Source organism: Pseudomonas syringae pv. tomato str. DC3000 (genome assembly GCF_000007805.1).
In the GTDB taxonomy this organism is placed as follows: Bacteria; Pseudomonadota; Gammaproteobacteria; order Pseudomonadales; family Pseudomonadaceae; genus Aquipseudomonas; species Aquipseudomonas avellanae.
Genome location: NC_004578.1, coordinates 977241 through 1004065 on the forward strand (window position 1 = coordinate 977241; position 26825 = coordinate 1004065).

Sequence of the window (26825 nt, forward strand, 5' to 3'; positions counted from 1 at the left end):
CACGATCCTGGTCAGTCCTGTGAGGCTGAGAGGGCAAGTCAGGTTTGTCAGTGAGCCGGTGATAGTACAACGATTTATATACGCTGGGGAGTTTAAGCGTGCGGGCGCACTGCAGGATAGAAGTGTCCGGTGTACCAGCGTGGATGCAAGGAAAGTTAGCGTGCGCTTGATGCAGGTCGCTTATCCGATTATATGTCTTTTGGCCATTAGTACAGGTGTACTATTGGGGTTTCTAGCTTCCTGCGTTTTAATGCCTGATCCCAGAAATCAAAGTTATTGTCAGCAGCGTTGTACGGTTTTGAACGAAGAGGGGGGTGCAACCTCTTATCAACCGCGCGCTGAACCTGACAGCACTGAGTCGTGCAGACTGATGCTGTTACCTGATAGCCAGGCTGGAAAATTGAGCCGCAGCGGCGGATCGGGTGGAAACGCCCAGAACCTTGAGAAGACTGGAAACGTGTATACGCACGGTGAAGGGCGAGATACCCAGTTCCTTGGCGATTTCCTTGTTGGTTTTTCCTGCCGCCACCAGACCCAGAACCTGCTTCTGGCGAGTCGTGAGCGGGCTCAGGGCGTTAACCGCCGATTCATTGAATATCGAGCCTTCAGACTTGTACTTGACGACAACTTCGCCTTGGCGGATAGCGACAATGGACTCGGTTATCTCCTGCGGGTCGATGTTCTTGCCGATAAAACCATCAGCCCCGTTCGACATGACCTGAGCAATGGTCTCGGGGTCATCGACCATGGACACGACGATAATGGAGGTACGCCGGAACTCGTTGCGCAGTTCGGCGATGGTCTGCATCGAATTCAAACCTGGAAAGCGCAGGTCGAGAATCAGCGTGTCAACTTCATCGCCCGAGCGCGCAAGCATCAGCACCTCATTGAGGTTGCCGGCCTGCTCGATAACTGCCTCTGGTAACAGACGTTCGATGGTACGCAACATACCTTCACGAAATAAGGGGTGGTCGTCAGCCACTATGATTCTGCACGACATGCCTCTGCTTCCGGTATTTTAGTCGGGCCATCATACTCGATAGAAACAATATGTATCGTCTGTGTTACACATTTAAAGTGACTATTTTTGCTCGGTATCGACGTTCGGGAAAGAGCTGATCGTATGATGCTAATACGCTGATACCGGGATCGATAGTGTGATTTAGTTGCCTTTTCGGGCGGCAGAATAGAGGGCTTTGTTGTGCCCGTATGAACAGGGCAATGAGCCTGGAGCCTTAAAGCAGCTACGCATGCAGAGCAACGAGGTGCGCCAATGAAAGACCGGAAAAACGCTGAACTGGATCAGGCCACGCTCAGGCTGATCGTGGCAACCTTTGCGATCAGCTATGTATCGCTGGTCGGCTTCCTGCCAGGGCTCAATGTGGCGAAATATCAACCGATCATTCTCTACTATGCGGGCTTTCTGGTGGTTTCTCTGGTCCTGCGCCAGCACATTATCAGTTACCCCGGTGTATATGCGGTGCGTCGGGTACTCGGGATGGTCCATGACTACACCGGTATTTCCGTAGGGCTGATTGTGGGAGGAGAGGCGACACTGCCGATTTTCAGTGTGATGGTCTGGGTGACGCTGGGCAATGGCATGCGCTATGGCTCTCGTTATCTGGCAATTGCCGCGTCGCTGGCCCTGCTGGCGATACTGATCATCTATCAATTGACGCCTTACTGGCAGGCACAGCCGTTCATGGTGCTGATGCTGGTCGCCGTTACCATTCTGGTGCCCGGATACGCTCATATTCTGCTGGTGAGAACGCGTGAGGCGTCGGAACAGGCGACCGTGGCTACTCGTGAAAAGGAGCGTTTTCTGGCGCAGGCCAGTCACGATCTGCGTCAGCCCATTCACTCCATCGGTATGTTTACCGCCTGTTTGCGCTCAAGCCCGTTGGGCGATTATGAGCGTCAGTTGGTCGACAACATTGATCGTTCCCTGCACAACGTCTCGCAGCTGTTTCGCACGATTCTGGACATCTACACACTGGACAGCGGCAAGGTCTTCGCCAAGTCAGACTTGGTCCATCTGGGTGAAATGCTCAATGAGATCGCTCAGCAAAACACCGCGGCTGCGCGATGGGCGGGAGTGGACCTCAGGGTGCGGCCTTGCAGGCGCTGGGCAAGGGTCGATGCCACCCTGCTCGCGACGATGGTGCAGAACATTTTGTCCAATGCGCTCAAATATGCGCCGGAGCATCCGGTGCTGATCGGTGTGCGGCGAAACAAGGGTGGCCTGTCGATCAGCGTGCATGATCGTGGGCGCGGCATTGCTGCCGAGCATCTGCCCCGCGTATGTGAAGAGTTTTACCGGATCCGGCATGCCCGCGACAAAGACGTGGAGGGCGTGGGGCTGGGGTTGTCCATCGTCAAGCGGCTCAGTCAGATTCTCGGCGTAAAGATCAACATCGAGTCTGAGGTGGATCGCGGCACGACTGTCACCATTCATGGCCTTGAAGAAGTGAGCGCGCCGGTGCAGCGCGTGCGCAAAAAACCATTGGGCGACAGCTTGCTCAAGGGGGTCAGGATCTGCCTGGTGGAAGACGACAACAACGTGTTGATGGCCACCGCGGCGTTGCTTGAACGATGGGGATGCGAAGTCCAGACCGCCCGCTCGGCGCAAGGGCTGATTACCGATTGCGACATCATCGTCGCCGATTACGATCTGGGCACAGCGGCCAACGGCCTTGACTGCATCGAGAGCATACGAGCGGCGCGAGGCTGGGATGTGCCGGCACTGATCGTGACCGGCAGGGAGGTGGAAGTGGTTCTTGAATCATTGCAGGGCGCTGAAGTGTCGGTGCTGTCCAAACCGTTGCGCCCCTCCGAGTTGCGCCTGAACCTGCTGTCGGTTCGCGAAAGGCGGGTGAATACGCCCTGACACGTGCGCAGTGCTTTACTTCACATCGGAATTAAACAGCAGCGACCCATAACCCAATTGATCGAACCCGCCGCTGTTTGCGCCATATGCACCGCCTTCAGGGCCGAACTTGTCCATCATTTCCTTGGTGTACTTAGCTTCCAGACCGTTGACCCGGTTGTAGTGGTTGTAGATCAGCGTCCAGACAGGGCGGGTGCTGCCTCTGCTCGCCGATGAGATTTCAGTCTGAACGGTGCCGTCGCTGGTCGTGTAGTACGTCCAGGGAACGTCATAACCCAGATTGTATTTGGCGACATACTCGCTGGCTTTAAGCACGAGGTTATTCTCAAAGCCGAATAAATCATCACCCTGATTCCAGGCCATCTGGCCTATGACGCCGATCAGGGCGATGTCCAGCGTTGAGTGCCCCTGATCGCGTCCGCTTTCCTGCACCCTGTTGTACCCAGGGCGCGTCGGGGGCGGCGCAAATACCGGGTAAATCAATCAGGGTGCTCAGTTGCGCGCCCGGTTCGCCCAGCTAGTGGGGTGCGTCACTGCACAGTTCCTTGGCGCCGTCACAGGCGGTTTCTTCTCCGCCAGTCAGTATCAAACCAACGCCAGGCCCGCGCCGAATGGCGTCACGGCTGCGCTGGCAGGCCAGGAGGTTGAAACGACGCTCCCTGAAACCGCAGCTCGCAGGAAAACCCGTGTAGGGTCAGTTGTTCGGCGAGAAAAGCCATGCGCCGTCCTGCAGAGCGTACTCGCGCGCACAGCTTCTGAGGCGTTCAAGCGACTGTGAGGAGGTAGCCTCTACTGTAAAGGCCGCTGCCAGAGATCGTTGGTATTTTGCAAGTTTGCGACATGCTCTGTTTGAACGAACTTGTACAGTTCAAGCTTATTGATGTGAGCGATGAACGCCTCATAAGTTATCGTATGAATAATCAGTTTGCTACACATTGACGGTCGGGTGCCGCGCCCTCTTGTTTTTCACCGAACTTACACGCTTTTTCCCAATGCTTTATCACTCACAGTGATAGTCCTTTATTACTCTTACATCTCCTGTTTTTTAATGGAACCCGATGACACAAGGCGACACTCAGCTAACTCAATTTTCTAATGGGTATAGACGGTGAGCATTTGCCATGGATTACCTCGAATCAATTATAAGCTCCGCTTATTGGCAGTATTTGGTCCGTAGTGGCAATTGGCTGCTTATTCTAAGTTGCTTATTATCACCCAGCGTTATTCAGGATTCGGCCGAGCCGGAGAGTGGCTATGTGCCTCGTGAGTATCGACTGACTGCTGTCGGGCCTGATAACTATCATGATGCCTGTAATGCCAAGGACGAAAATTCATCGCGTGCCCCGAGACGAACGCGCAGGAGTGCTCAATAATGAACCCTATAACACACAGCTTTAGTCATCTTGGGTTTTCAAACGCTCAAAGTACGTCAGCGCTGGCGCCCGGCGGTAATAAAGTGCCGAACTTTGTTTCGCGAGGGCGAGGCAAAGGAGTCCCGCTTGAGCATTTCAACACCGCTGATGAGTATCGTTTGGCACGCCAGCAGGGCGGCGTGCTGAAATCAATAGACGGCAGAGAGTTCATGCTACTGCTGCAGAAGTACACGGCCGCCGAAACAAGCGACGAAGAATTTGCGGATTTGAGGGCCGCCATACCGCGCTATTCCATTGACCTGGCCGAGCCGGGTCAAACTAAAGTGCTTTATCGGGGGATATCGCTGCCGGAGAAGACTGCGGCGCGATTACTGAATATCTCTTGGGGTTACGAAAGTCGCGAAATAGCCCATGGTCTTATCCATGGCTTGCGGGTAGTTAAGGAAGGTCTGAAGTAGGCATCGATTTTTGACGCTCTCATGGCCTGAGGTTCAAAAAAAGCTCGCCCGATCAGATAATTAGACGTTTTCCGCTCTTAACTCATCGATTTTCCTTCAAACAGCACCTTTCCAAGGCGTTTTTCCGCATTACAGGCGCACCTCTCCCATCGCCAGCAGCCGTTTTCGCACCATCCAAAGGTTCGACAAGGCAAACAGAGTAGCCTGTTGCGCGGTGTTTTTAGCCAGCCCGCGAAACCGGACTTTCGTATAACCAAACTGGCGCTTGATCACGCGAAACGGATGTTCAACCTTCGCCCGTAACTGGGCTTTCGTGAACTCGATTTTGCGATAGACCCGTGCGATCAAACTTTTCTCGCCATGCTTTTTATAACGGCTTGGGCGGGCCGCAATTGACCAGATCATCTGACGATCCTGATGCTCCGCACGCTTGTCCACGCCGGTGTAGCCCGCATCACCGCTGACATAGGTTTCCTCACCATGTAGCAATTGATCAACCTGAGTCACGTCCGCCACATTCGCCGCAGTACCCACCAGGCTATGGACTAAACCCGACTCGGCATCGACGCCGATATGCGCTTTCATGCCGAAGAAATACTGGTTTCCTTTCTTCGTCTGATGCATTTCGGGATCGCGTTTGCCGTCCTTGTTCTTGGTCGAGCTCGGCGCATGAATGATCGTCGCATCGACCACCGTACCTTGGCGCAGCATCAAACCTCGATCACCCAGATAGCCATTGATGACCTGCAAAATCCCGCCTGCCAACTCATGCTTTTCCAACAGACGCCGGAAGTTGAGAATCGTGGTTTCATCGGCGATTCGATCCAGACTCAACCCTGCGAACTGGCGCAGGATCGTTGTCTCGTAAAGTGCTTCCTCCATCGCCGGATCGCTGTAACCAAACCAGTTCTGCATCAGGTGAATACGCAGCATCGCCATCAGCGGATAAGCCGGACGGCCACCTTCGCCCTTTGGATAATGTGGTTCGATAAGGGCAATCAAGCCTTTCCAGGGCACAACCTGATCCATCTCGATGAGAAAGCGCTCGCGGCGGGTATGCTTACGTTTACCCGCGTACTCGGCATCGGCGAAGGTCATCTGTTTCATCAGGGAAGCTCGGTGAAAGGTGTTGGGGTATTTTGCCAAATCAGGAAACCTTTTTCAGAGTTTCCCTAAGGAAGGTCTGAAGTAGGCATCGATTTTTGACGCTCTCATGGCCTGAGGTTCAAAAAAAGCTCGCCCGATCAGATAATTAGACGTTTTCCGCTCTTAACTCATCGATTTTCCTTCAAACAGCACCTTTCCAAGGCGTTTTTCCGCATTACAGGCGCACCTCTCCCATCGCCAGCAGCCGTTTTCGCACCATCCAAAGGTTCGACAAGGCAAACAGAGTAGCCTGTTGCGCGGTGTTTTTAGCCAGCCCGCGAAACCGGACTTTCGTATAACCAAACTGGCGCTTGATCACGCGAAACGGATGTTCAACCTTCGCCCGTAACTGGGCTTTCGTGAACTCGATTTTGCGATAGACCCGTGCGATCAAACTTTTCTCGCCATGCTTTTTATAACGGCTTGGGCGGGCCGCAATTGACCAGATCATCTGACGATCCTGATGCTCCGCACGCTTGTCCACGCCGGTGTAGCCCGCATCACCGCTGACATAGGTTTCCTCACCATGTAGCAATTGATCAACCTGAGTCACGTCCGCCACATTCGCCGCAGTACCCACCAGGCTATGGACTAAACCCGACTCGGCATCGACGCCGATATGCGCTTTCATGCCGAAGAAATACTGGTTTCCTTTCTTCGTCTGATGCATTTCGGGATCGCGTTTGCCGTCCTTGTTCTTGGTCGAGCTCGGCGCATGAATGATCGTCGCATCGACCACCGTACCTTGGCGCAGCATCAAACCTCGATCACCCAGATAGCCATTGATGACCTGCAAAATCCCGCCTGCCAACTCATGCTTTTCCAACAGACGCCGGAAGTTGAGAATCGTGGTTTCATCGGCGATTCGATCCAGACTCAACCCTGCGAACTGGCGCAGGATCGTTGTCTCGTAAAGTGCTTCCTCCATCGCCGGATCGCTGTAACCAAACCAGTTCTGCATCAGGTGAATACGCAGCATCGCCATCAGCGGATAAGCCGGACGGCCACCTTCGCCCTTTGGATAATGTGGTTCGATAAGGGCAATCAAGCCTTTCCAGGGCACAACCTGATCCATCTCGATGAGAAAGCGCTCGCGGCGGGTATGCTTACGTTTACCCGCGTACTCGGCATCGGCGAAGGTCATCTGTTTCATCAGGGAAGCTCGGTGAAAGGTGTTGGGGTATTTTGCCAAATCAGGAAACCTTTTTCAGAGTTTCCCTAAAGGTGTTTATACCGCGACGGGGGTGGCCAGTGCTTCGACAGTGTCGGCCATTTCACAAGGTTTTGCGGTGGGGAACGCGAACAAAAATAAAGAAACACCGGTTCTGTTTGTGCTGCACGCGAAGTCCGCTGTTCCCGCGCGCAATCTCAGTGGTGCAAGGGGTGTGACACTCAGTGAAAGCCGGTTGCCGTTATCGGTGGCCAGCAAGAGTGAACATGAAGTCATTCTGGATATCACCAACCGGTACGAAATTACCCATGCTCGCCGGGAAGGTGCGTACATTGTCGTAGACATGAACGTTTTAGGGCGGTCCAAAAGGGGGGGCGAACTCGAGGTCATCGAGACTGATAAATGGAGCCAGCTCTCTGGCGCCAAGGGTTCTAACCCAGGAGGATTGTTTCAAGCACCCGATGGCGTTAAATGGTATGTGAAAACGAACCCTTCTACCAATAGACTTCGAAACGAGGTTCTGGCATCCAAGTTGTACCGCGCCGCGGGAATTGATGTGCCTGACATAAAAATGGCGTCTCGCCAGGGCAAGCCGGCATTGATTTCCAAACTGATAGGCGGGAATCATAAAGACATCAAAACGATAGAGGGAAGTGGCCAGTTACGGTCCGGCTTTGCTGTGGACGCCTGGTTGGCGAACTGGGATGTCATCGGTCAGACGGGAGACAATATCATCTTCAATGACCGTAACAAACCTGTGCGCATCGACCTGGGTGGCTCGCTGCTCTTTCGCGCCCAAGGGGGGCATAAGGGTAATCAGTTCGGTAACACGCCAATGGAACTGGTCACGATGCTGTCTCGCAAAGAAAACACGTCCAGTCACGCCTTTCGGAAAATTGAGCGTAATGACATCCGCATGGGCATTGCGGCAATAGAAAGAATACCGGACGACCGTATTAAGGCACTCTGCGCAGAACACGGCCCCGGTAATTACAGCGAACGCATTGAACTCGGTAAAAGACTGATCAGTCGTAAGCATTGGCTTGTCAATATGAAACAGGCGCTTCCTCATATTCATCGCCAAAAGAATGAGGGCGGCGATGTGGTCATTGTTAAAAACCCCACGTCACCCAGCGATGTGCGTGCGTTGAGTGATTCATCTGCAACAGCCGTTTTTGTACCTCATCGTCCTGTCCGTGGCAGTCTGAACAACATACCGTTCAAATCATTTGCGCCACCCGACACGGTGGATGGCTGGCGCCGGCATAGAACCCATGCTGTCGACTTCAAAGAGCCCGAATTCAAGTTTTCCAATCATCTTGCTCCCGCCAGTGGCGCGATAATTTTTGAGCCTGACGGCAGGCTATGGATCACCGAGCCGACCAACCACCCGTTCGGCGCAACGCACGCGTTTCCTAAAGGAAAGCTGGAACCCGGTCTTAACTTGAGGACCAATGCACTCAAGGAAGTCTACGAAGAGACAGGGCTTAAAGTTGAGTTGCACGGTTTTATCGGTGATTACGACCGAACAACGTCACGCACCCGCTATTACCTTGCCAAGCGCGTAGACGGAACGCCGTCTGATATGGGCTTTGAATCTCAAAGCGTCAAGTTGGCAAGAATTACCGAGGCCGGAAAATTATTGACCAGAGGGGCCAGTGGAATCAGCGAAATAGACCATACCATCTTGGTGAAGGCAGCGGAGGTTTTCAGGCTTAACCCCTTCTAATGATCGTCGGGTGTTTGATGACCGAGGGCGGCATTGGATTTTTTTTAATGTTTTGCGAAAAAAACAGTTTACCCAAACGCGTTACCTCCACAGGAAAGGAGTAATGAAATGAGTATGAATACCTCTGTAAGCAACAACGGCCCTGTGTGGTCCCCCGTCTCATCGGGCAATCACGCGCCGAGCCCGGACTTCTCCGGGAAATCATCGAGCAATGCCGTGCACTTTCTTTCTCCGGAAAGTGCCCATCGTTCGCCAAGCGCGGTGAGTTGGGGGAACAGCACGCCGACAGCCGCCACCACAGGGAATGGACGAGCGGGGGGCGCGGGACAGAGTGGCCTGGTCGAGGCCTTGAAGACGCTCATCTATGCGTTGCTAAAAAGCGTAATCGGAAATGCCTCCGCCCATAATCGTTCTGAAAGCCAGCCTTCTGCTTCGCCCGGAAACGGACACGGACAGGCTTCCACCTGCAGTGCTGCCAGTCCGACTTCAGGCTCAAACCCGTCTCAACAGCCCAGCGATACCCCGGCGTTCAATAGCGCGGGGTTGGGTGCTCATGGCGGCGCGAACACGGTCCCTGACCGGATTGCGTCTCCCGACGCAGCGCGAAAAATGGTTGAGGATGTTAAAAATGCCGGCGGTGGAACACTGCGCATCCAGATGACTCACGACCAGATCAATGACCCGGCGCAAATGGCCAAGCTCAAGGCGATGGTCGATGCCGGTGACAAACAAGGGGTCAAGGTTCAGTTTACGTTCCGCGACAACGCCAATGGTGGCGGTGGCAATGTGCTGACGGGCGACAAGCTGAAACAAGCGGCCGACGATGTCAAAAACGTAGTGTCTGCACTTGGAAAACACCCAAGCTTTGTACTCGACACCTTCAATGAAGGTGGCAAAAGTGCGACTCAGGATTGGGCCAACATGCAGAGCACGTTGATCAAGTCTGCGCGTGACGCGGGTTATAAAGGCGACATCGTGGTTGAGGACAGCAATTGGGGCGGTGGTCTGACGGCTGGCGGGGAAAGCGGACTGGTCAAATACGCCGCTCAATTAAAGGCCGCCAACGGCAGTAACAACCCCGGCCTGATCGGCAGTATCCATGAATACGCCAGCGGTGCCGACGCCTCTTCACGCCTGGGATCGGAGATCAAGGCGCTGAGCGGCGCAGGCTTCAAACCTCAGATCGGCGAAGTCGGCAATGCCAACTGGACCGGGGGCAGTAACTTCGAACAGCGTGACGGGGCCAATCAGGCCGTAAAAGACAACATGGGCGCGCTGAAAGCCGCCGGTGCCGATGTCCTGCCGTGGATGGACCAGTTCCAGGGCGGCAAGATCAAACACGATGTCGGCTTCTCGAAAGGGGATCAATTCTCCTGACATGGCCTATGGAAGTCTGATCACGCTGAACAACAGACCGTCGCCCGGGTTACCCGCAAAGACGCTGTCGATCAATTCAGGCTCCTGAATAAAAAAGGGGGGCGACGAGATTCAACGGCGTCGCCACCCCTGCGTTTCAATTCTCGATAGAAAGCAGGAAAACAACGTTATGCCCATAAACAAGCCCATGCTCGCTTTGAAGCTGAACACTTCAATTGCACAGGCGCCCCTCAAGAAAAATGCGGAAGCTGAACTTCGCCACATGAATCACGCAGAGGTGCGTGCTCATACACCGACGCGCTTTACCTTGAACCATCGTGCTCCCACTTACGAAGTTGCGCAAAGCGCTCTGGGTGAAAATCATGGTGGCTGGACGGCTGTCAATAAATTCAAGGTGACAGAGTCTGAAGTGTTTATTCACATGGAGCGCAGTGATTCAAGGAGCAAGGGAGATTTCGCCGGAGACAAGATTCACCTCAGCGTTGCCCCTCAGCATGTGGCCAGTGCATTCAATGCGATAGGCAAAATATTGCAAGCCGACGACAGCCCCGTCGACAAATGGAAAGTCACCGACATGAGTTGCGCGAGTTCCGACTTGCAGCCTGAAAAAAAGCGCGTCACGCAGGGGGCTCAATTCACGCTGTACGCCAAACCTGATCGCGCGGACAACACTTACAGCCCCGAATACATGGGGAAAATGCGCGGCATGATCAGCAGTATCGAGCGTGAGTTGCACACAGCCGGCGTACAGCAAAGCAATAATCGCCCTGCATCGGATGTAGCGCCCGGTCACTGGGCGTATGCGTCTTATCGCAATGAACACAGAAGCGAAAGAGCGGGGTCCTCCAGCCAGGCCAATGAACTGGAAAAAGAGCCGTTTTTCCAATTGGTTTCATTTCCCGACGTGGCTGCTTCGCCCGTGAAATCAGGCGCGTCAAGCCGTTCGCTGATGCCACCGCCCTGGACTCGCTGAGCAAGTCTGGCTGTGACCATCACCCATAGCAAGTTGCGTTAAAGCCCATGACGGGTTTCTCCAAAGAGTGTGATTACCCCATGCACTGCCTGAGCGTGTTTACAAAGCACGTCTCAAAAAATAGAACGAACGCCGTCGCACAACGACGCGCTTTACAGGAAATATTCCATGCCACATCCAGTCTCTCAATACTCTGCCAATCAGGCTTACCTCTACAATAATCAGCCTTCCCATCACCAGGCATCCACGTCTCGCGCGCAGCAAAGCTCACAAGGCGTTCACCGTGTTGCCAGACCTGGAAATACGACGGCTGTCATCGGGGGGCATTCTGTTCCGCTAACCGCCGTTAACCGGACAGGGTTTGCGTCTGCCTTTGCAACCCCTCAGACAGTGCACACCACGCAATTGGGGCAAAGAGGCATAGCGCCTGCCTCTGCCCAACAGGTTTTAAGTCAGCGCCACCGACTGGCGCACGCGGCAGAGCTTGAAAAACAGCGTATTCTCAACAATCAGCTGAATAATTTCCCGACAGAAAAAAGCAGGATTGCATATAACAGTCTGCAGCACTTTAACCGCTGTTCACCTGCGCAGGGCACGCAAGTCGTTGATGCATTGCATATCTATCAGCAGGATTATGGTGATAACTACCTGATGAATGTCAGCGCGATGGGTTATCGCTCACTGAGCCACTACTTGCAATCCCTCGACCCTAAATACCACAACGAAGCCGAGGTCAATAATTTCGTCCGGGACTTCGCTCGACATTACGAGGCGGGCGAACTGAACGCTGAGGAGTTTAATATCCACAAGACCCACATCGAAACACAGTTGGCGCCACAAACGGCTCTTCTACGAAGGTTCATTCATGCCGCTCCGCGTATTTCAGGTGTCTCTCTGTTGAAAGGTGCGACAGGGCATGACGATCTGTTCACGACTCAGCTCAATGGCGAGTCTGCGCTGCAAGCTCTGCTCTCTGGCAAGGCGTTGCGGTTCAACGGTTTTCTCAGTACGACATCCAGCGCGGACGCGGCAGTAGAATTCTCCAGTGTGTCGGATGAGCGAGGGTTGAGCAGAGCCAGGTATACGGTGGACCTTACAAGCGGTGACCTTTCATCTGAAGTGTTGCGTCGTCAAACGCTGCGTGATCTGCAGAGCAATCGCGTTGATGCCTCGTCGATCTTTTTCCGCTTCAAGGCCGACCACGTTGCGGGTATTCACGTGGATGCCATTCAGGATGCTCACAATCCGGATATGAGCATCAGCGAGGCGGGTGAGCAGGAAATTCTGCTCAATCCAGGGCATTACTTTCAGCCGGAAAAAATCGTGATGCTTGAGCAAGGTTTTGCAGTCAGCGGACGGCTTGCTTATGGCGAACGCTGAGGTGTCTTGATCTGATCGGGAAGCCTTCGAACGTTATCGGTGCAAAATCGCCTGATGAATCTCCTGCAAGGGCATGATTCTTTGCGCAGCATTGAGTTTGATGGCTTCCTTGGGCATGCCGAACACCACGCAGCTGGCTTCGTCCTGGGCGACGGTCGAGCTGCCTGCGTCGAGCATTTCCTTGAGGCCGCGTGCGCCGTCGTCGCCCATGCCGGTCATGATGATGCCGGTGGCGTTCTTGCCGGCGAACCTGGCCACCGAGCGGAACAGCACGTCCACCGATGGGCGGTGCCGATTGACCAGCGGGCCGTCGATGACCTGGACGTGATAATAGGCGCCGCTGCGCGTTACCATCATGTGCTTGCCGCCGGGTGCGATCAGGGCCAGGCCGGGCAGGATGCGGTCGTTGTTTCTGGCTTCACGCACTTCGATCTGCGACAAGCCGTTGAGGCGTTCGGCGAACGAGGCGGTGAATTTTTCCGGCATGTGCTGAACGATGACGATGCCCGGGCAGACTCTGGGCAGCGCTGTCAACACCGCTTCCAGCGCCTGCGTGCCGCCCGTCGAGGTGCCAATGGCGACGATGCGTTCGGTGGTCTGGGCCATCGAGTGACCGCTGGCTGCAGGCAAAATGGCATCTGCGGTGAGTTTGCTGGCCGGTGTCAGTACCGGTGTGGCTGTGCGCTTGCCGAGGTTTTTCACGTTGGAGTTCGCCGCCGCGCGAATGGCGGCGACCAGCTCGGCGGCTGACTCGATCAGAAAGTTTTTAAGACCCGTCGTGGGTTTGGTGATGATCTCCACGGCTCCTGCAGACAGCGCCTGTAACGAGGTTTCCGCGCCTTTCTGGGTCAGCGACGAGCAGATCACCACGGGCGTCGGTCGCTCGCTCATGATTTTTTTCAGGAACGTGATGCCGTCCATGCGCGGCATTTCCACGTCCAGCACAATCACATCCGGCCATTCGTGGGCAAGTTTGCCCATGGCAAATATCGGATCGGACGCCGCTGCCATGACGTGGATGTCCGGCGTTTCATTGAGGATTGCCACAAGGACCTGACGAACCACCGCCGAGTCATCGACCAGCAGCACGCTGATTTTTTTACCTGGCATCTTTTTCAGTCACTTCTATGGGTTGATGCTTGACCCAGACGTTGCCGTCCCACAGGTCGAATATGATCGTGCGATGACCGGTGCGGCCCATGTCCTGAGCCTTCAGTTGCAGCCGGTGGCGCTCTGCCATTGCCAGCGCTGCATGCACGTTGAGATCTGCCACGTTGAGTTGTTGCGAGTCATTCTGCTGCTCGGGAAACATCTGTCCACCGCCGAACAGCTTGACCTGATAGTCCCGCGGTTTTGTGTGGTTGGCCAGTGCGTGGCGGATGAGCATTTCCAGCGCTTCGTCGCCGTACCTGCCGTCCAGTGCCTTATGTTTGTGAGGGCGGTGAGGCAGCATGAAGTGACACATGCCGCCAATGTGCTGCTGGGGGTGCCAGAACGTGATCGCCACGCAGGAACCCAGCAATGTGCGTAAACGCGCAGGCCGGGTTTCAAAAACCACTTCGCCAGGTGCCAGGACTATTTCGATCGCGCCGACGGGTTTTCTCATGGCTTGCGATAAATGGAGGGGGCGACCAGTTTCAACGTGTCGTTCACGCCGTTGAGGCTTTCCGAATGGCTGATGATGAAATAGCCCCCGGGCTTGAGGCGTGGCAGCAAGCGTGCGACGACCTTGCTCTTGGTTTCCTGATCGAAGTAGATCATCACATTGCGCAGAAAAATCACGTCGAATTCGCCAAGGTCCGGGAGGGTTTCGTTGAGGTTGACCTGAATGAAGCTGACCCGGTTTCGCAGTGATTTGTCGATCAGAAAGGTGCCTTCCTGACGACCTGTGCCTTTCAGGCAGTATTTCACCAACAGCGTATGCGGCAGGGTTTCGGTGCGTTCCATGGGGTAATGGCCGCTGCGCGCCTTGGTCAATACGCGGGTGCTGATGTCCGAGCCGATGACTTCCCAAGGGGTGGTGCCCAGTTGCTCCGCCAGTGTCATTGCCAGGCTGTAAGGCTCCTCACCAGAGGAACTGGCGGCGCTCCAGACCCGGAATACCTTGCCTGGCGCCACCTTGGTCAGTACCTGCTGACGCAAAAAATCGAAGTGCTTTGGCTCGCGAAAAAAATACGTCTCGTTGGTGGTCAGCAGGTCCAGCGCCACTTGCAGCTCGCCGTTGCGCTGGTCGGTCATGATCAGCTTGAAATACTCGCCGTAGCTGTCCAGATCGTAATGCTTGAGACGTTTGAACAGGCGGCCGGCCACCAGCGCTTTCTTGGCCGGCGTCAGCTTGATGCCCGCAGCGCGATACAGCCAGGACTGGAACTGGCCGAATTCGCGATCATTGAGCGACGCTGTGTCAGGCATGTGCAGGCCTCAGTGCGCGTCGGCGTCGAGCGCTGGCGTCTGACCTGCCTCGGCAAGGCTGGACATCTCATCGATGGACAGCACGCGCTCGACTTCCAGCACGATCACGAAATGACCATCGACCTTGGCCATGCCACTGATGAAGTCGGCACGAATCCGCGCGCCGAAATTCGGCGGCGGCTCGATCTGCGAAGCGGGTATCTCCAGCACCGCCGAAACATTGTCCACCAGCAACCCGATGTCCTGCGGCTGGCCGTCTTCGGTGCTGGCCTCAATGATGATGACGCACGAACGCCGGGTGATTTCCGAGTTCTGCCGCCCGAAACGCGCCGACAGATCAACCACGGGCACCACCGCGCCGCGCAGGTTGATCACGCCGCGCACGAAGGCGGGCATCATCGGCACGACAGTCAGGCTGCCGTATTCGATGATCTCCTTGATGCCCAGAATGCCGATGGCAAACATCTCGCCGCCGAGCATGAAAGTCAGGTATTGCGCCTCTTCTTCGACCGCCGTTACGGCCTGCCGAGTCGTGACCAATGAGCCCATGTCGTTCTCCCTGTGAAGCGGTATCGAAGCCGGTAATCAGAAACGGGTGAATTCCGATTCGTCCGGGGCGCTCGCCATGCTGTGGGCAAATGCCTTGCGCGCCGGCGGTTGCACCGTGCGGGGTGGCTGGCGGCTCGGGCTGCTGCGGTGATCGATACTGCTGCCTGACGTTGTGGGCTTTGGCGACGAATCAAGGGTGAAAAAGCTCATGGACTGTTGCAGTTGCTCGGCCTGGCTGCTCATCTCTTCAGCCGTTGCGGCCAGCTCTTCACTGCTCGATGCGTTTTGCTGGGTGACCTGATTGAGCTGGGTCATGGCGGTGTTGATTTGCGCCACACCGGCCGCCTGCTCTTCGGAAGCGGCGCTGATTTCCTGCACCAGATCAGAGGTCTTGTTGATCGAGGGGACCATCTCGTCCAGCAACTTGCCGGCTTTCTCGGCCATTTCCACACTGCTGGAAGACAGCTCGCCGATCTCCTGCGCTGCAACCTGGCTGCGCTCGGCCAGCTTGCGAACTTCAGCGGCCACCACTGCGAAACCTTTGCCATGTTCACCGGCACGGGCCGCTTCGATGGCCGCGTTGAGCGCGAGCAGGTTGGTTTGGTAGGCGATGTCATCAATGATGCTGATGCGTTGGGCGATCTTCTTCATCGCCACGACAGTCTGCTGCACCGATTCGCCGCCATCGGTGGCTTCCTTGGCGGCCTTGCTGGCCATGCCGTCGGTCACTTTGGCGTTCTCGGTGTTCTGGTTGATGCTGGCGCTCATCTGTTCGACCGACGCGCTGGTTTCTTCGACGCTGGCGGCCTGTTCGCTGGTGGCCTGGCTCATCGACTGCGCGGTGGCGCTGACTTCTTCCGAAGCGCTGGCCAGGTTGTCGGCTGCGTTACGCACCTCGCCGATGATGTGCGCCAGTTTGCCGACCATGTTGCGCATGGCATTGAGCACCATGCCGGTTTCGTCTTTCGAGCCGTGCCCGATGTAGGCGTTCAGGTTGCCTTCTGCCAACTGCTCGGCGGCAGTCGCTGCTTCCTTGAGCGGACGAGAAATGATCCGGGCGATGAACAGCGCCAGCCCCAGACCGACCAACAAGGCTGCAATCAGTACCACGATGATCGAGATGCGGGCGGTTTCGTACAGTTGCGAGCCTTTGTCTCCGGCGGCAGTTGCGCCGGCGTCGTTGAGTTCGACCATTTTTTGCAACTGGCTGGTCACTTCATCGAAGTGCAGTTTGGACTCTCCTCGCAGCAATGCACGTGCCTCGGTCTCCTGGCCCTGACGGGAGAGTTCGAACAGATTAGTGCTGACTTTCAGGTAAGCGGACCATGACGCACTGACGGCGCTGAACATCTGACGATCCTGGTCGCTGATGATCAACTTGTCGTACGTTGCCAGCCGTGTTTCAAACTGGCTGCGCGCCTCAGCAGCTTCCTGCTCCATCTGGGCTTTTTCCGGAGCGGCATCAGCGGCAATATGACGGTTTTCCTTCAGCCGGTAATTGGCTGCGTAAAAGCGCATGCCCGAAGCAGCTCGCATGGACGGCATCCAGTTTTCTTTTATGTCCTGAGCGGCCTGATTCACCTGGCCAAGCTGGATGATCGCGAAAACTCCCATGGCTGCGGTCAACAACAGAACCACCAGAAACGAGGTAATCAACTTGGTGGAAATCTTCAGATCGTAGAACCATTTCATCGGGTTACTCCTTGGAATTGCAAATCCGTCAGCGAGAAGCGGGCGAGAGCGAATGGGGGGGCTGGGCCAGGCGGGCTTCCAGCTGGACGATCTGGTTGAGCAGTGCCGGTATGTCGAGAATCAAGGCCACCGCGCCGCTGCCCAGAATCGTCGAACCGCTGATGCCGCGCAGTGCGCCGAACAGCTTGCCCAGTGGCTTGATCACGGTCTGGAATTCACCGAGCAGGTCATCGACCACCAGACCGGCCTTGTGCTCGGCGTAGCGCACCACCACCACGTTCTGACGGCGGGCAGGCGGGCCTTCAAGGTTGAAGTGATCGCGCAGGTACACCAGTGGTAACACTTCGCCGCGCAGGTCCAGATAGCCTTTGTCACGGCTGGACTGGCGGTCGTGTTCGTCCAGCTCGATGCATTCCTGAACCATGTCCAGCGGGATGACGTAGGTGGACTGATCGATGCCGACCAGAAAACCATTGATGATCGCCAGCGTCAGCGGCAGGCGGATACGCACGATGGTGCCCTGGCCCGGCTGGCTGTCCAGGTCCACCGTGCCGCGCAGCAGGGTGATGTTGCGCTTGACCACGTCCATGCCGACGCCACGCCCGGACAGGTTGGTGACCGCCTCGGCAGTGGAAAAACCGGGTTCGAAGATCAGGTTGTAGATTTCCTGATCGGTCAGGCTTGCGCCAGCGGCCACCAGCCCGCGCTGCTGTGCTTTGTCCAGAATTCGCTCACGGTTCAGCCCGGCCCCATCGTCGGCGATTTCAATGACGATGCTGCCCGAGTCGTGAAATGCATTGAGGTTCAAATGACCCTTGGCCGGTTTGCCTGCCGCGCGACGCGCCTCGGCGCTTTCGATGCCGTGGTCCATGGAATTGCGCAGCAGGTGCATGAGCGGGTCGCCGATCTTCTCGACAACGGTCTTGTCCAGTTCGGTTTCTGCGCCATTGATAATCAGGTCGATGTCTTTGCCCAGCTCCTGACTGACGTCGCGCACCACTCGGCGAAAACGGTTGAAGGTGTCACCGATGGGGATCATGCGCAGGTGCAGCGCGCCATCAAGAATCTGTTCCACCAGCCCCGATACCGTCGAGCTGGCTTCCTGCAACGGATCGTTGTTGCACGAGCGGGCCAGCAGTTTCGCACCGGCGCTGGCGATGACCAGCTCACCGACCAGGTTGATTAGTTCGTCGAGCTTGTCGGCGTTGACGCGCACATAGCTGCCGTCCTTGCTCTTGTGCTCGCCGCCCGAGGCGGGGCGCTCCACTGCCGTCGTCTGGCCTGGCACTCGCGGCACAGCGCGCTGATCGCCGAGCAGTTCGCCGTTGGCAACCACAGGGCTTTGCGCGTTCTGCGAAACGAGGTCAGTGCCGGTCGGCTCGCTGCTCTCGGGCGTCTGCTCGACAGGGGTGATCAGTACGACGCAGTCTTCGCGGACAAAATCAAACACTTCGTTGATCGCGTCATGCCCGGCTGCCGAGCGAAAATCGATTTCGAAACCCAGATGGCAGGACTCCGGGTCCCATGATTCCACCGGCGGAATGCCGTCGGTCACGGTCGTGACCTGAATCATTTGCCCCAGAGTGTTGAGATAGCGCAGGAACGACAGCGGGTCCATGCCGTTGCGAAACACGTCCACGCCAAAGCGCAACGAGATATGCCACACCACCTCGGCCTGTTCGCCGTCCACCGCGCCGGGCGCGCAGGCAGTGTCTTCGGCCGGGGCGCTGCCGGGTGCCTGATAGATGTGCAGCGCCTGGCGCAAGGCCGCTTCGCGCTCCAGTGCCGCAGGCTGAAGTGCTTCGCCACGGCTGGCGACCACTTCGATCAATTCAAGCATGTGGTCGCCTGACTTGAGCAGCACCGCGATCAGCCCGGCATCCACCGCAACACTGCCCTCGCGCAGGCGGTCCAGCACGTCTTCGACAATGTGGGTAAAGCTGACAATAGGCGTCAGCCCGAACAGCCCGGCCGAACCCTTGATGGTGTGCGCAGCGCGGAAGATCGCGCCAATCGCGTCCTGGTCGCCCGGATCGTTTTCCAGTTGCAGGAGGGATTCCTCCATGGCCTGCAACAGCTCACGGGCTTCAACGATGAATGTCTGCTGTGCCTGATCGAGATTAATGCTCACGATGACTTCCTTTGTCGATCACCCGGCGGTACTTCAAATAGACGCGTTACAGCACGACACCCGGATTACACAGTTCGAAGGTCTCGGTGACTGCCTGGCTCTGGCCGGTCAGATGCAGCGCTGTGCCGGTTTTCCCGGCCTCGCGCTGGATGACCGCGAGCAATTGCAGGCCGGCTCCGTCCATCTCGGTAACGCGCGACAAGTCCACCTCCACGCGCGCCGCGCCAGCGATCTGCGGCAGCAAACGGGCGGCAAGTTCGGTCACGGTGTAGATCGTCAGCTCGCCGTCGATCTGCATGTGTGCAATGTCATCGCGGTGCTCGGCGGTTGTAGACATGCTGACCTCCAGGGGCCGCTTTATGATCAGGGCAGAATCAGTTTGGAGACCGCCGCCAGCATCTGCGCCGGCTGAAACGGTTTGACGACCCAGGCCTTGGCACCTGCGGCCTGACCTTCAGCCTTTTTCGATTCCTGAGACTCGGTGGTCAGCATGATGATGGGCGTGAACTTGTAGCTGGCCAGCTTCTTCACTTCCTTGACGAACGTGATGCCGTCCATGTTCGGCATGTTCACGTCGCTGATGATCAAGTGCACTTTCTGCCCGCTCAGCTTGCCCAGCGCATCTTTGCCGTCACAGGCTTCGATAACGTCGTATCCGGCGCTTTTCAGGGCAATGCCGACGACCTGCCGGACACTGCTCGAATCGTCGACCACCAATACACTCTTAGCCATGATCTGCTCCTAGAAGAACGTGATTTCCTGCGAATTCTGCTGTGCCGCCGACTCTCCGCGATGGGTGCGGCGTTGCTCGTCGGTCGCGTAGGTGGACTCCATGCGCGCCAGCCACTGCCGGGCGTCGATGGCGACGGCCTGGTCGGGGGACTGGCTGGCCTGTAACAGGTGCGCATGCAGAGCGTCGATGTTGTCGCGCACATGGCTCAGAATCTGGCTGACCCGGTCCTGGAATTGCAGGCTGACCAGCACTTCGGTCATCTCGTCGCGGATGCCGTAGCTTTCCTGCTTGAGCAGATCGGCGGACTCGGCCAGATGTCGGGTAATGGTCTGAAAGCGCTCCAATACGTTCTGGATGCTTTGCTCGGAGGTGCTCACCGATTGGCTGTCCTGGTCGGCACCGCTGGACGCCGCCTGGACCAATTGCGTGATGGCGTTGTTGATGATATCGACCTTGGCCGACATCTGCTGGCCGGTCTCGCTGGACTTGCTCGACAGGCTGCGCACCGCATCGGCGACCACCGCAAAGCCCCGACCCGCTTCACCCGCGCGGGCGGCTTCGATGGCGGCGTTGAGGGCCAGCAAGTTGGTTTGAGCGGCAATGGCGGCAACGTCCGCGGCCATGGTGCGCAATTCACCTGTGTAGGCCGTCAGGTTGCGAACCTGGGAGAGTGTCTGGTCGCGGCTGGCCTGGGTGGCCTTGAGTGAGTCAATCACCTGACTCAGTTCGCTGTCACTTTGCGACAAAACTTTTAACGCACCATCGGCATTCTGCCCGTCCAGTTCACCGGCAGCGTGCTGCGACGCCTGCACGGTTTCCTGCAAACGCTCGGAAATACCGGTGAAACGGTCGGTGAGCTCGACAATGGCGGTTTCGGTCTGCTGGCGCGAGCTTTCGACCTGCTTGGCCCAGATCGGCATGGCCCCGAGAAAGATCTCGTTGAGCTGCGCACTGGTGGCCGTCGCGGCGGTTTGCGCGCTGTGCGCCTGATGATGGTCCAGCGTTTGAGTCACGGCGCGACGCACTTCATTGCGTTGTGACTGAGCAGCCCAGAAAGCAGCGCCAACGCCGATGGCAACAAGGGCAGCGCACGCAACCAGTTCGGCAGGGCGCGTACCTGATTGCGTCAGTATCCAGGCAACGGCAGGTATGACAGGAATCAGGGGAAACCAGATAAAGCGCGGATGGCTTTGCGCAGCAGTACTGCTGAATTGATTCGACATATGGGTTCGATCCCTGAACAGTGCAGCGTGATACACGACTCCCTAGTTATCTGCGTGGCGTAGACGAACTTGATACCTGTGCGGGTGCCTTCCGTCTGATCACTGCGCGTAGAGCCCGATCCCTTTAAAAATAGCGGGTATTCAAAACGCTGCAAGTCAGCGTCGGAAATGGGGCTTTCAGGCGTCTGCCCGCAGGGCGTGGAGCGAACCGGGCGACGCTTCGCTTGTTCGCGAAAGGGCCGGTATGATCGCCAACAATTCGTCGCTGCTTCACAAGAGGACGCAGAGCGTCCAGAACGGCATGGCGACGCGGAGCGTCGCACGATAGTTGCGCTAGTTGGAAGGCTATCGTTCCGTACGCTCCAGCGTCGGAACGCATTTCGCGACGCTCTGCGTCGAAAAAAGGGACGCAGAAGCGTCCCTTGCTGTTAGTGCAGCTTCATCCGCGGCTCTGTCCCTTTGCCGATCTTGCTGCCCAGCATCAGCATCAGGGTGCGGAAAGTGCCGTACAGCGCCATCTGGTGCATGCGGTATAGCGACACATAAAACATTCGGGCCAACCAGCCCTCAAGCATGACGCTGCCCATGAGGTTACCCATCAGATTGCCGACTGCCGAGAAGCTTGACAGCGAGATCAGCGAGCCGTAGTCCTTGTAGGTGTACTCCGGCAACGTCTTGCCTTCTATCCGCAGGCGCAGCGACTTGGCCAGCAACGATGCCTGCTGGTGAGCCGCCTGAGCGCGCGGCGGGACATTGCGATCAGTGCCTTTCTGCGGGCAGGCGGCGCAATCACCGAAGGCGAAGATATTTTCATCGCGGGTAGTTTGCAGCGTCGGCAGCACTTGCAACTGATTGATGCGGTTGCTCTCCAGCCCGTCCAGCTCATGCAGAAAGGCCGGAGCACGGATACCCGCTGCCCAGACCTTCAAACTCGCCGGAATAACCTGCCCGGTGGCCGTGATCAAACCATCGGCCGTCACCTCACTCACCGCCGCATTGGTCAGCACGGTGACGCCAAGCTTTTCCAGCGTCTTGTGCACCGGCGCACCGATACGCTCAGGCAACGCAGGCAGCACCCGAGGCCCGGCCTCGATGACCGTGATGCGCAGGTTTTCCGGCTTGATCTGCCCCAGCCCGTAAGCCGCCAGTTCATGCGCTGCATTGTGCAGCTCTGCCGCCAGCTCAACACCGGTTGCACCTGCGCCAACGATGGCAACGGTGATTTCCTGCGCACTGTCTGCCTGGCCCGCGTGAGCACGCAGGTAGTGGTTGAGCAGTTGCTGATGAAAGCGCTCGGCCTGCTTGCGACTGTCGAGAAACAGACAGTGCTCCGCAGCGCCCGTGGTGCCGAAATCATTGGTGGTGCTGCCCACTGCGATCACCAGCGAGTCATACCCCAGGCTGCGCGCCGGCACCAGCTCGGCACCGGTTTCATCCAGCGTGGCCGCCAGATGGATCTGGCGGCTGGCACGATCCAGCCCGGTCATGCGCCCGAGCTGAAACTGAAAGTGGTTCCACTTGGCCTGAGCCACGTAGTTCAGCTCGTCCTCATAAGAGTTGAGCGAACCGGCAGCCACTTCGTGCAACAGCGGTTTCCAGATGTGAGTCAGGTTGGCGTCCACCAGCGTGACGCTGGCCGTACCTTTCTTGCCCAGGGTTTTACCCAGACTGGTCGCCAGCTCCAGACCGCCAGCGCCTCCGCCAACGATAACAATACGATGCGTCATAAGGATTACTCGGAAGGTTTAAGGAATCGGGGGGGAGCTTGATCTTCGCGAGCGCAAGGCAGCTCATAGCGTCAGATGGCTCGTAAACAGGTTCATCACAGCAACACCGGCATCAGGAGCGGCCTGCGCTCGACTGGATACGGGATTGCCTGAAGGTACTCTTCGACACACCTTTGCGCTTCCGGGTTCAGGCGTCTACTCACTTTATGCGTCGCCTCAAGCGTGCTGTCGGGCAGGGGGCCAGGGATCGGTGATTTCCAGCGGCTCGACCTGCAGCGTATCGTCCAGGCGGATGATGCCGCTTTGTAACACCCGCGCGGTAATTCCGCCATGCCCACGCATCGCCTGAAAAGTACCGTGGCCGAGGCGCTGCTCAAGCTTTGCGCAAGGCTGGCACCAGCCAGTGGTTTCAAAGACGGCCTGACCGATCCTGAAGCGCCGATTCTTGAGGCTGAACAGGTTGATGCCGCTGATCACCAGATTGCGCCGCAAATCCTGCGGCACGATCGGGTTTTCGGCAGAGCGGTTCAGCAACGAACCGACCACAGCCAGGTGCTCCCACTGAATCAGCGTGACCTGCCGCGCATTGCGCGGGCCTGGGCGCGAGTGATCGCCGGTCAGGCCAGCCTCGCGGCGCGCCTCGACAGCGTCCAGTTCGATCATCTCGACCCGCGACTCCGGGCGCACGCCGATCCAGCGCACACGACCGTGTTGGGGCACATCGGCCAGCAGTTCCTGCAAGGGGCTCATAGACTGATTCCAACATCGAAAACAACACTGCGACCCAGATTGGTACGCAGAAAATCCGGGGCGCCCGGGTGCGCGAACAATACCCGAGCAAAGGTCGGCCCCACCAGCGACAACGAGCGCCAGCCCTGACGCAGATATTCGGTGGGCGGCGGAAAATGACTGTTAAGGTCCAGGACCTCGCGCTTGAGGCTGGCGAAGGCAATGATATCCAGCCCGCTCAGATCAATGCCGCGTTCACGATAATTGGTGGATTTCTTGCGCAGGGTAGGGGCGAGTCGGTGCAGCAATTCAGAGGCCGGAATACGCTTGGGCTTGGCTTCCCGGCGCACCAGTTGGCTCAGCGAGAACGCGCTACGTCGTCGCGCCAGTTCCTCACGCCACTCGTCATTGAGACGACGGCCCTCATCCAGCACAAAAAACACCTCAAAGCGCCCGTCGCGAAACAACACATCGGGCGGCTCCTGACTGGCGGGCGTGAAGTCCTCATTACGGTGCGCAATGTTCAGCCCCTGCAACAACCGCTGACAAACCCAACGCTCACGCTCCCACTTCCGCGCATTGGACAGAAAGGCGTTGGCTTGTTCGGCCTGGATCGTCAACAGGCGTAGGTAGTCTGAGTCATCCATGGGGCTGTAGCTTACCGCTCAAACGTGAAGGTGAAAAACAAAGACTGAGATGATTTCGGGAGTTTTTCGACTAAAGCTCCAGAGTGAGTGAAAAAACCTTTCAGCAGGCTAAAGCTTTGCTTTGTTACGCTGAGCTGGAACACTCTGCGGGAAGTACTCCGACCCTGCTCGTTCCTACGATAAAGAATCCCTCCCTATGAAAGCCGCCTCGCTTGCCTTTCTCTGCCTCACTGCCCTTGCCACTCAAGCTCAAGCTTCCAGCGCTGATGCTTGGGCGGCTTACGATAAAGTCGCCTTGGAAAGCTGTATCAGATCCAGTGGTTTGAAAGATGCCAAACCTGTCGGTACTCCAGCTCAATTTGATGACCGCGTTGGCTATACAGCTATCCTCATGCAAGGCCAGTATCCGCAGAAGCATATGAAAGGTCGTCAAGGTACCGAGCTTTGCCTCTTCAATAGCAAAGCGAAAGCTGCTTTTGTCACCGAGTGGGACTCCATTCGCACTAGCGGAAAGACTCAGTAAAAACTGTTAAGCCCGTGCGTGACGTTTTTTAAGCGTTGGAATGAGCCCGAAAAACGGGGCTCTGATCTCGATCATTCTCGTTCCCGCGCTGCGCGTGGGAATGCATTTCTGGACGCTCTGCGTCTAACATTGGAATGTGCGGCGCGGCTCAGAGTTGTGGCGCGGAGCGTCACGAAATGCATGCCAACGCGGAGCATTGGCACGGGATTCAGTTGTAATTGAGTAGAACGATGAGCGTAGAGCGTGTGCATGCATCCCGGAATGTATCAATGCCCCCGGTGCGGGGCCTCTAAATCACCCGAAAACATCTCATCCTCAGCATCCGGGCTCACCGGGATGGCATGTTCTTCAGAAGCCCACGCCCCCAGATCAATCAGTTTGCAGCGCTCTGAGCAAAACGGACGGCTCGGGCTGGCGGCGCTCCATTCCACTGGGGTGTCGCAGGTTGGGCATTGAACGGTCATTGGTTGGCTCATGATTGGCCTCCACGCAAAGTAAGGTAAAAGTGGTGCAGCCGCTCGACTTCGCTGTTCAGCCAAGCGTGATCGCGGTCGTTGACCAGCACATCGTCGGCATGGCGCAGGCGGTCTTCGCGCTGGATCTGCACCTTGAGAATGGCTTCGACCTGCTCCTGGCTGGAACTGTCGCGCAGCATCGTGCGTTCTATTTGCACCTGCTGCGGCACATCAATAACCAGCAGGCGCTGCACCATCCGCGATTGCCCGGATTCGATCAGCAGTGGCGAAACCAGAATGGCATACGGCGATTTGGCCTTGGCCAGATGGCTGACGATTTCCTGATTGATCAGCGGGTGCAGCAACGCTTCGAGCCAGCGTCGCTGCTCTGGGTTTTCGAAGATCAGCTTGCGCAGCGCGCCGCGATCCAGCGCGCCGCTGGCCTGCAATACGCCGTTGCCGAAATGTGTGGCGATCTGCTCCAGCGCCGGACGCCCGGGCTCGACCACCCAGCGGGCAGCGTGGTCGGCATCCACGGTGTCGATGCCCAGGTCGATAAAGCACTGTGCCGCTGCACTTTTACCGCTACCAATGCCGCCAGTCAGGCCAAGAATCCAGGGTTTTTGATCAGGGTGAGTCATCTGAAACCGGCAAACTGCATATAAGAGTCGGTTATTTGACCACCCCAGAGCAAAGCGATCCACCCCGCAATGGCCAGATAAGGACCAAAGGGGATCGGCGTACCACTTTCGACCCTGCGCACGCGCATCATGATCACCCCAAGTACCGCACCCACCAGCGACGACAACAGAATGGTCAACGGCAGAATCTGCCAGCCACCCCACGCGCCAAGCATGGCCAGCAATTTGAAGTCGCCATAGCCCATGCCTTCCTTGCCCGTCACCAACTTGAAAAGCCAGAACACCGACCACAGCGTCAGATAACCGGCCACTGCACCCCACAGCGCGTCGCTCAGCGAGGTGAACAGCCCAAAGGCGTTAACGATCAGGCCCAGCCACAGCAGTGGCAGCACCAAAGAGTCAGGTAACAGCTGATGATCGGCATCGATCAGACTCATCGCCAGCAAACCCCAGCTCAACACCAGCATCGCAGCCGCCTGCCAGCCGAAGCCGAAATGCCAGGCGACGTAGGCCGACAACACTGCGCAGGTCAGCTCCACCACTGGGTAGCGCTTGCTGATGGGGGCTTTGCATTGCGAGCATTTGCCGCGCAGCAACAGGTAACTGATGACCGGCAGGTTTTCCCACGGGCGGATCTTGTGCGCGCAGTGCGGGCAGCTTGAGTGCGGCAGGATCAGGTTGAAGACGGGTTGGTCCGGTTCGGCAGGGAGGCCTAGCATTTCCCGTGATTGTACTTTCCAGTCGCGCTCCATCATTTTTGGGAGGCGGTAGACGACCACGTTGAGGAAGCTTCCGACGATCAGGCCAAGTAGGCAGCAGGTGGTGACGAAGGCCAGGGGAGAGCTGGCCAAGAGGTCGAGGAGGGGCAT

Annotated in this window: 24 protein-coding genes and 3 pseudogenes; 7 read left to right on the forward strand and 20 right to left on the reverse strand. The window is 57.0% G+C overall.

The features are described 5' to 3' along the window. Positions 1 to 376: 376 nt before the first annotated feature. Complete coding sequence (locus PSPTO_RS04745; RefSeq protein ID WP_005769977.1) at positions 377 to 1000, reverse strand: response regulator; 624 nt, start codon at positions 998 to 1000, stop codon at positions 377 to 379. A 273-nt stretch (positions 1001 to 1273) separates the two neighbouring features. On the opposite strand from PSPTO_RS04745, the gene PSPTO_RS04750 reads away from it, so the two are divergent. Further along, positions 1274 to 2887 carry an ATP-binding response regulator gene (locus PSPTO_RS04750; protein ID WP_011103339.1) on the forward strand — a complete coding sequence of 538 codons (1614 nt, stop codon included), beginning with the start codon at positions 1274 to 1276 and terminating at the stop codon, positions 2885 to 2887. A 15-nt stretch (positions 2888 to 2902) separates the two neighbouring features. Here PSPTO_RS04750 and PSPTO_RS04755 read toward each other — a convergent pair. Together PSPTO_RS04755 and PSPTO_RS04760 are read right to left on the reverse strand one after the other, a co-directional pair. Continuing rightward, positions 2903 to 3322 (reverse strand): annotated as a pseudogene (locus PSPTO_RS04755) (cell wall anchor protein); the annotation flags it as partial. Positions 3323 to 3407: 85 nt separating this feature from the next. Beyond that, a pseudogene (locus tag PSPTO_RS04760) lies at positions 3408 to 3530 on the reverse strand (M20 family peptidase); the annotation flags it as partial. A 729-nt stretch (positions 3531 to 4259) separates the two neighbouring features. Between PSPTO_RS04760 and PSPTO_RS04765 the strand changes: the two are divergent. After that, positions 4260 to 4703, forward strand: a pseudogene (locus tag PSPTO_RS04765) (type III effector); the annotation flags it as partial. A gap of 144 nt (positions 4704 to 4847) precedes the next feature. Here the strand turns inward: PSPTO_RS04765 and PSPTO_RS04770 are convergent. Both PSPTO_RS04770 and PSPTO_RS04775 read right to left on the reverse strand, forming a co-directional pair. Then, a complete protein-coding gene (locus PSPTO_RS04770; protein WP_007247571.1) occupies positions 4848 to 5825 on the reverse strand; it encodes an IS5-like element ISPssy family transposase in 978 nt (325 codons plus the stop codon). A 214-nt stretch (positions 5826 to 6039) separates the two neighbouring features. Next, the gene (locus PSPTO_RS04775; protein WP_007247571.1) at positions 6040 to 7017 is read right to left on the reverse strand and encodes an IS5-like element ISPssy family transposase; all 978 of its coding nucleotides are present in this window, start codon (positions 7015 to 7017) and stop codon (positions 6040 to 6042) included. Between the two features lie 19 nt (positions 7018 to 7036). Here PSPTO_RS04775 and PSPTO_RS04780 point away from each other — a divergent pair, with 19 nt between their 5' ends. The 4 genes from PSPTO_RS04780 (at position 7037) to PSPTO_RS30155 (ending at position 12494) form a co-directional block, all read left to right on the forward strand. Next, positions 7037 to 8764, forward strand: a complete 1728-nt coding sequence (locus PSPTO_RS04780; protein WP_226992680.1) for an NUDIX hydrolase — start codon at positions 7037 to 7039, stop codon at positions 8762 to 8764. A gap of 582 nt (positions 8765 to 9346) precedes the next feature. Continuing rightward, the gene (locus PSPTO_RS04785) at positions 9347 to 10141 is read left to right on the forward strand and encodes a cellulase family glycosylhydrolase (RefSeq protein ID WP_255302329.1); all 795 of its coding nucleotides are present in this window, start codon (positions 9347 to 9349) and stop codon (positions 10139 to 10141) included. Positions 10142 to 10310: 169 nt separating this feature from the next. Then, positions 10311 to 11114, forward strand: coding sequence for a type III secretion system effector phosphothreonine lyase (locus PSPTO_RS04790; RefSeq protein ID WP_005769991.1), 804 nt, complete (start codon positions 10311 to 10313; stop codon positions 11112 to 11114). A 168-nt stretch (positions 11115 to 11282) separates the two neighbouring features. Next, a complete protein-coding gene (locus tag PSPTO_RS30155; RefSeq protein WP_011103344.1) occupies positions 11283 to 12494 on the forward strand; it encodes a hypothetical protein in 1212 nt (403 codons plus the stop codon). A 33-nt stretch (positions 12495 to 12527) separates the two neighbouring features. On the opposite strand, the gene PSPTO_RS04800 is transcribed toward PSPTO_RS30155, so the two are convergent. The 12 genes from PSPTO_RS04800 to PSPTO_RS04860 form a co-directional block, all read right to left on the reverse strand. Further along, on the reverse strand, positions 12528 to 13604 hold the full coding sequence (locus PSPTO_RS04800; protein WP_005769995.1) for a protein-glutamate methylesterase/protein-glutamine glutaminase: 1077 nt from the start codon (positions 13602 to 13604) through the stop codon (positions 12528 to 12530). After that, positions 13594 to 14100, reverse strand: a complete 507-nt coding sequence (gene cheD, locus PSPTO_RS04805; protein WP_005769998.1) for a chemoreceptor glutamine deamidase CheD — start codon at positions 14098 to 14100, stop codon at positions 13594 to 13596. Before cheD ends, PSPTO_RS04800 begins: the two co-directional genes overlap by 11 nt. After that, positions 14097 to 14906: a chemotaxis protein CheR gene (locus PSPTO_RS04810; protein ID WP_005770000.1), complete on the reverse strand. Its 810-nt coding sequence runs from the start codon at positions 14904 to 14906 to the stop codon at positions 14097 to 14099. Before PSPTO_RS04810 ends, cheD begins: the two co-directional genes overlap by 4 nt. 9 nt (positions 14907 to 14915) lie before the next feature. After that, positions 14916 to 15455 (reverse strand): chemotaxis protein CheW, encoded by a 540-nt coding sequence (locus PSPTO_RS04815; RefSeq protein ID WP_003381223.1) that lies wholly within the window; start codon positions 15453 to 15455, stop codon positions 14916 to 14918. A 36-nt stretch (positions 15456 to 15491) separates the two neighbouring features. Continuing rightward, positions 15492 to 17147 carry a methyl-accepting chemotaxis protein gene (locus PSPTO_RS04820; RefSeq protein WP_005770005.1) on the reverse strand — a complete coding sequence of 552 codons (1656 nt, stop codon included), beginning with the start codon at positions 17145 to 17147 and terminating at the stop codon, positions 15492 to 15494. A 28-nt stretch (positions 17148 to 17175) separates the two neighbouring features. Next, complete coding sequence (locus tag PSPTO_RS04825) at positions 17176 to 19278, reverse strand: chemotaxis protein CheA (protein ID WP_011103345.1); 2103 nt, start codon at positions 19276 to 19278, stop codon at positions 17176 to 17178. Positions 19279 to 19324: 46 nt separating this feature from the next. Next, positions 19325 to 19615 carry an STAS domain-containing protein gene (locus tag PSPTO_RS04830; RefSeq protein WP_005770009.1) on the reverse strand — a complete coding sequence of 97 codons (291 nt, stop codon included), beginning with the start codon at positions 19613 to 19615 and terminating at the stop codon, positions 19325 to 19327. Positions 19616 to 19641: 26 nt separating this feature from the next. Beyond that, positions 19642 to 20010 (reverse strand): response regulator, encoded by a 369-nt coding sequence (locus tag PSPTO_RS04835; RefSeq protein ID WP_004880039.1) that lies wholly within the window; start codon positions 20008 to 20010, stop codon positions 19642 to 19644. Between the two features lie 9 nt (positions 20011 to 20019). Continuing rightward, on the reverse strand, positions 20020 to 21234 hold the full coding sequence (locus PSPTO_RS04840) for a methyl-accepting chemotaxis protein (RefSeq protein WP_005770011.1): 1215 nt from the start codon (positions 21232 to 21234) through the stop codon (positions 20020 to 20022). Positions 21235 to 21662: 428 nt separating this feature from the next. Beyond that, positions 21663 to 22961 carry an NAD(P)/FAD-dependent oxidoreductase gene (locus tag PSPTO_RS04850; protein WP_005614782.1) on the reverse strand — a complete coding sequence of 433 codons (1299 nt, stop codon included), beginning with the start codon at positions 22959 to 22961 and terminating at the stop codon, positions 21663 to 21665. A 216-nt stretch (positions 22962 to 23177) separates the two neighbouring features. Next, positions 23178 to 23711, reverse strand: coding sequence for an MOSC domain-containing protein (locus PSPTO_RS04855; RefSeq protein WP_005770014.1), 534 nt, complete (start codon positions 23709 to 23711; stop codon positions 23178 to 23180). Then, a complete protein-coding gene (locus PSPTO_RS04860) occupies positions 23708 to 24337 on the reverse strand; it encodes a DUF1780 domain-containing protein (RefSeq protein ID WP_003381213.1) in 630 nt (209 codons plus the stop codon). The genes PSPTO_RS04855 and PSPTO_RS04860 overlap by 4 nt, the downstream gene beginning before the upstream one ends. A 196-nt stretch (positions 24338 to 24533) precedes the next feature. Here PSPTO_RS04860 and PSPTO_RS04865 point away from each other — a divergent pair, with 196 nt between their 5' ends. Beyond that, on the forward strand, positions 24534 to 24860 hold the full coding sequence (locus PSPTO_RS04865; RefSeq protein WP_005770015.1) for a hypothetical protein: 327 nt from the start codon (positions 24534 to 24536) through the stop codon (positions 24858 to 24860). Positions 24861 to 25126: 266 nt separating this feature from the next. On the opposite strand, the gene yacG is transcribed toward PSPTO_RS04865, so the two are convergent. Genes yacG through PSPTO_RS04880 form a run of 3 tightly spaced genes read right to left on the reverse strand, consistent with a single transcriptional unit; the run spans position 25127 to position 26825 of the window. Further along, positions 25127 to 25336 carry a DNA gyrase inhibitor YacG gene (gene yacG, locus PSPTO_RS04870; protein ID WP_003381207.1) on the reverse strand — a complete coding sequence of 70 codons (210 nt, stop codon included), beginning with the start codon at positions 25334 to 25336 and terminating at the stop codon, positions 25127 to 25129. After that, on the reverse strand, positions 25333 to 25956 hold the full coding sequence (gene coaE, locus PSPTO_RS04875; protein WP_005770017.1) for a dephospho-CoA kinase: 624 nt from the start codon (positions 25954 to 25956) through the stop codon (positions 25333 to 25335). Before coaE ends, yacG begins: the two co-directional genes overlap by 4 nt. Next, positions 25953 to 26825 (reverse strand): prepilin peptidase, encoded by an 873-nt coding sequence (locus PSPTO_RS04880; protein ID WP_005770019.1) that lies wholly within the window; start codon positions 26823 to 26825, stop codon positions 25953 to 25955. The genes coaE and PSPTO_RS04880 overlap by 4 nt, the downstream gene beginning before the upstream one ends.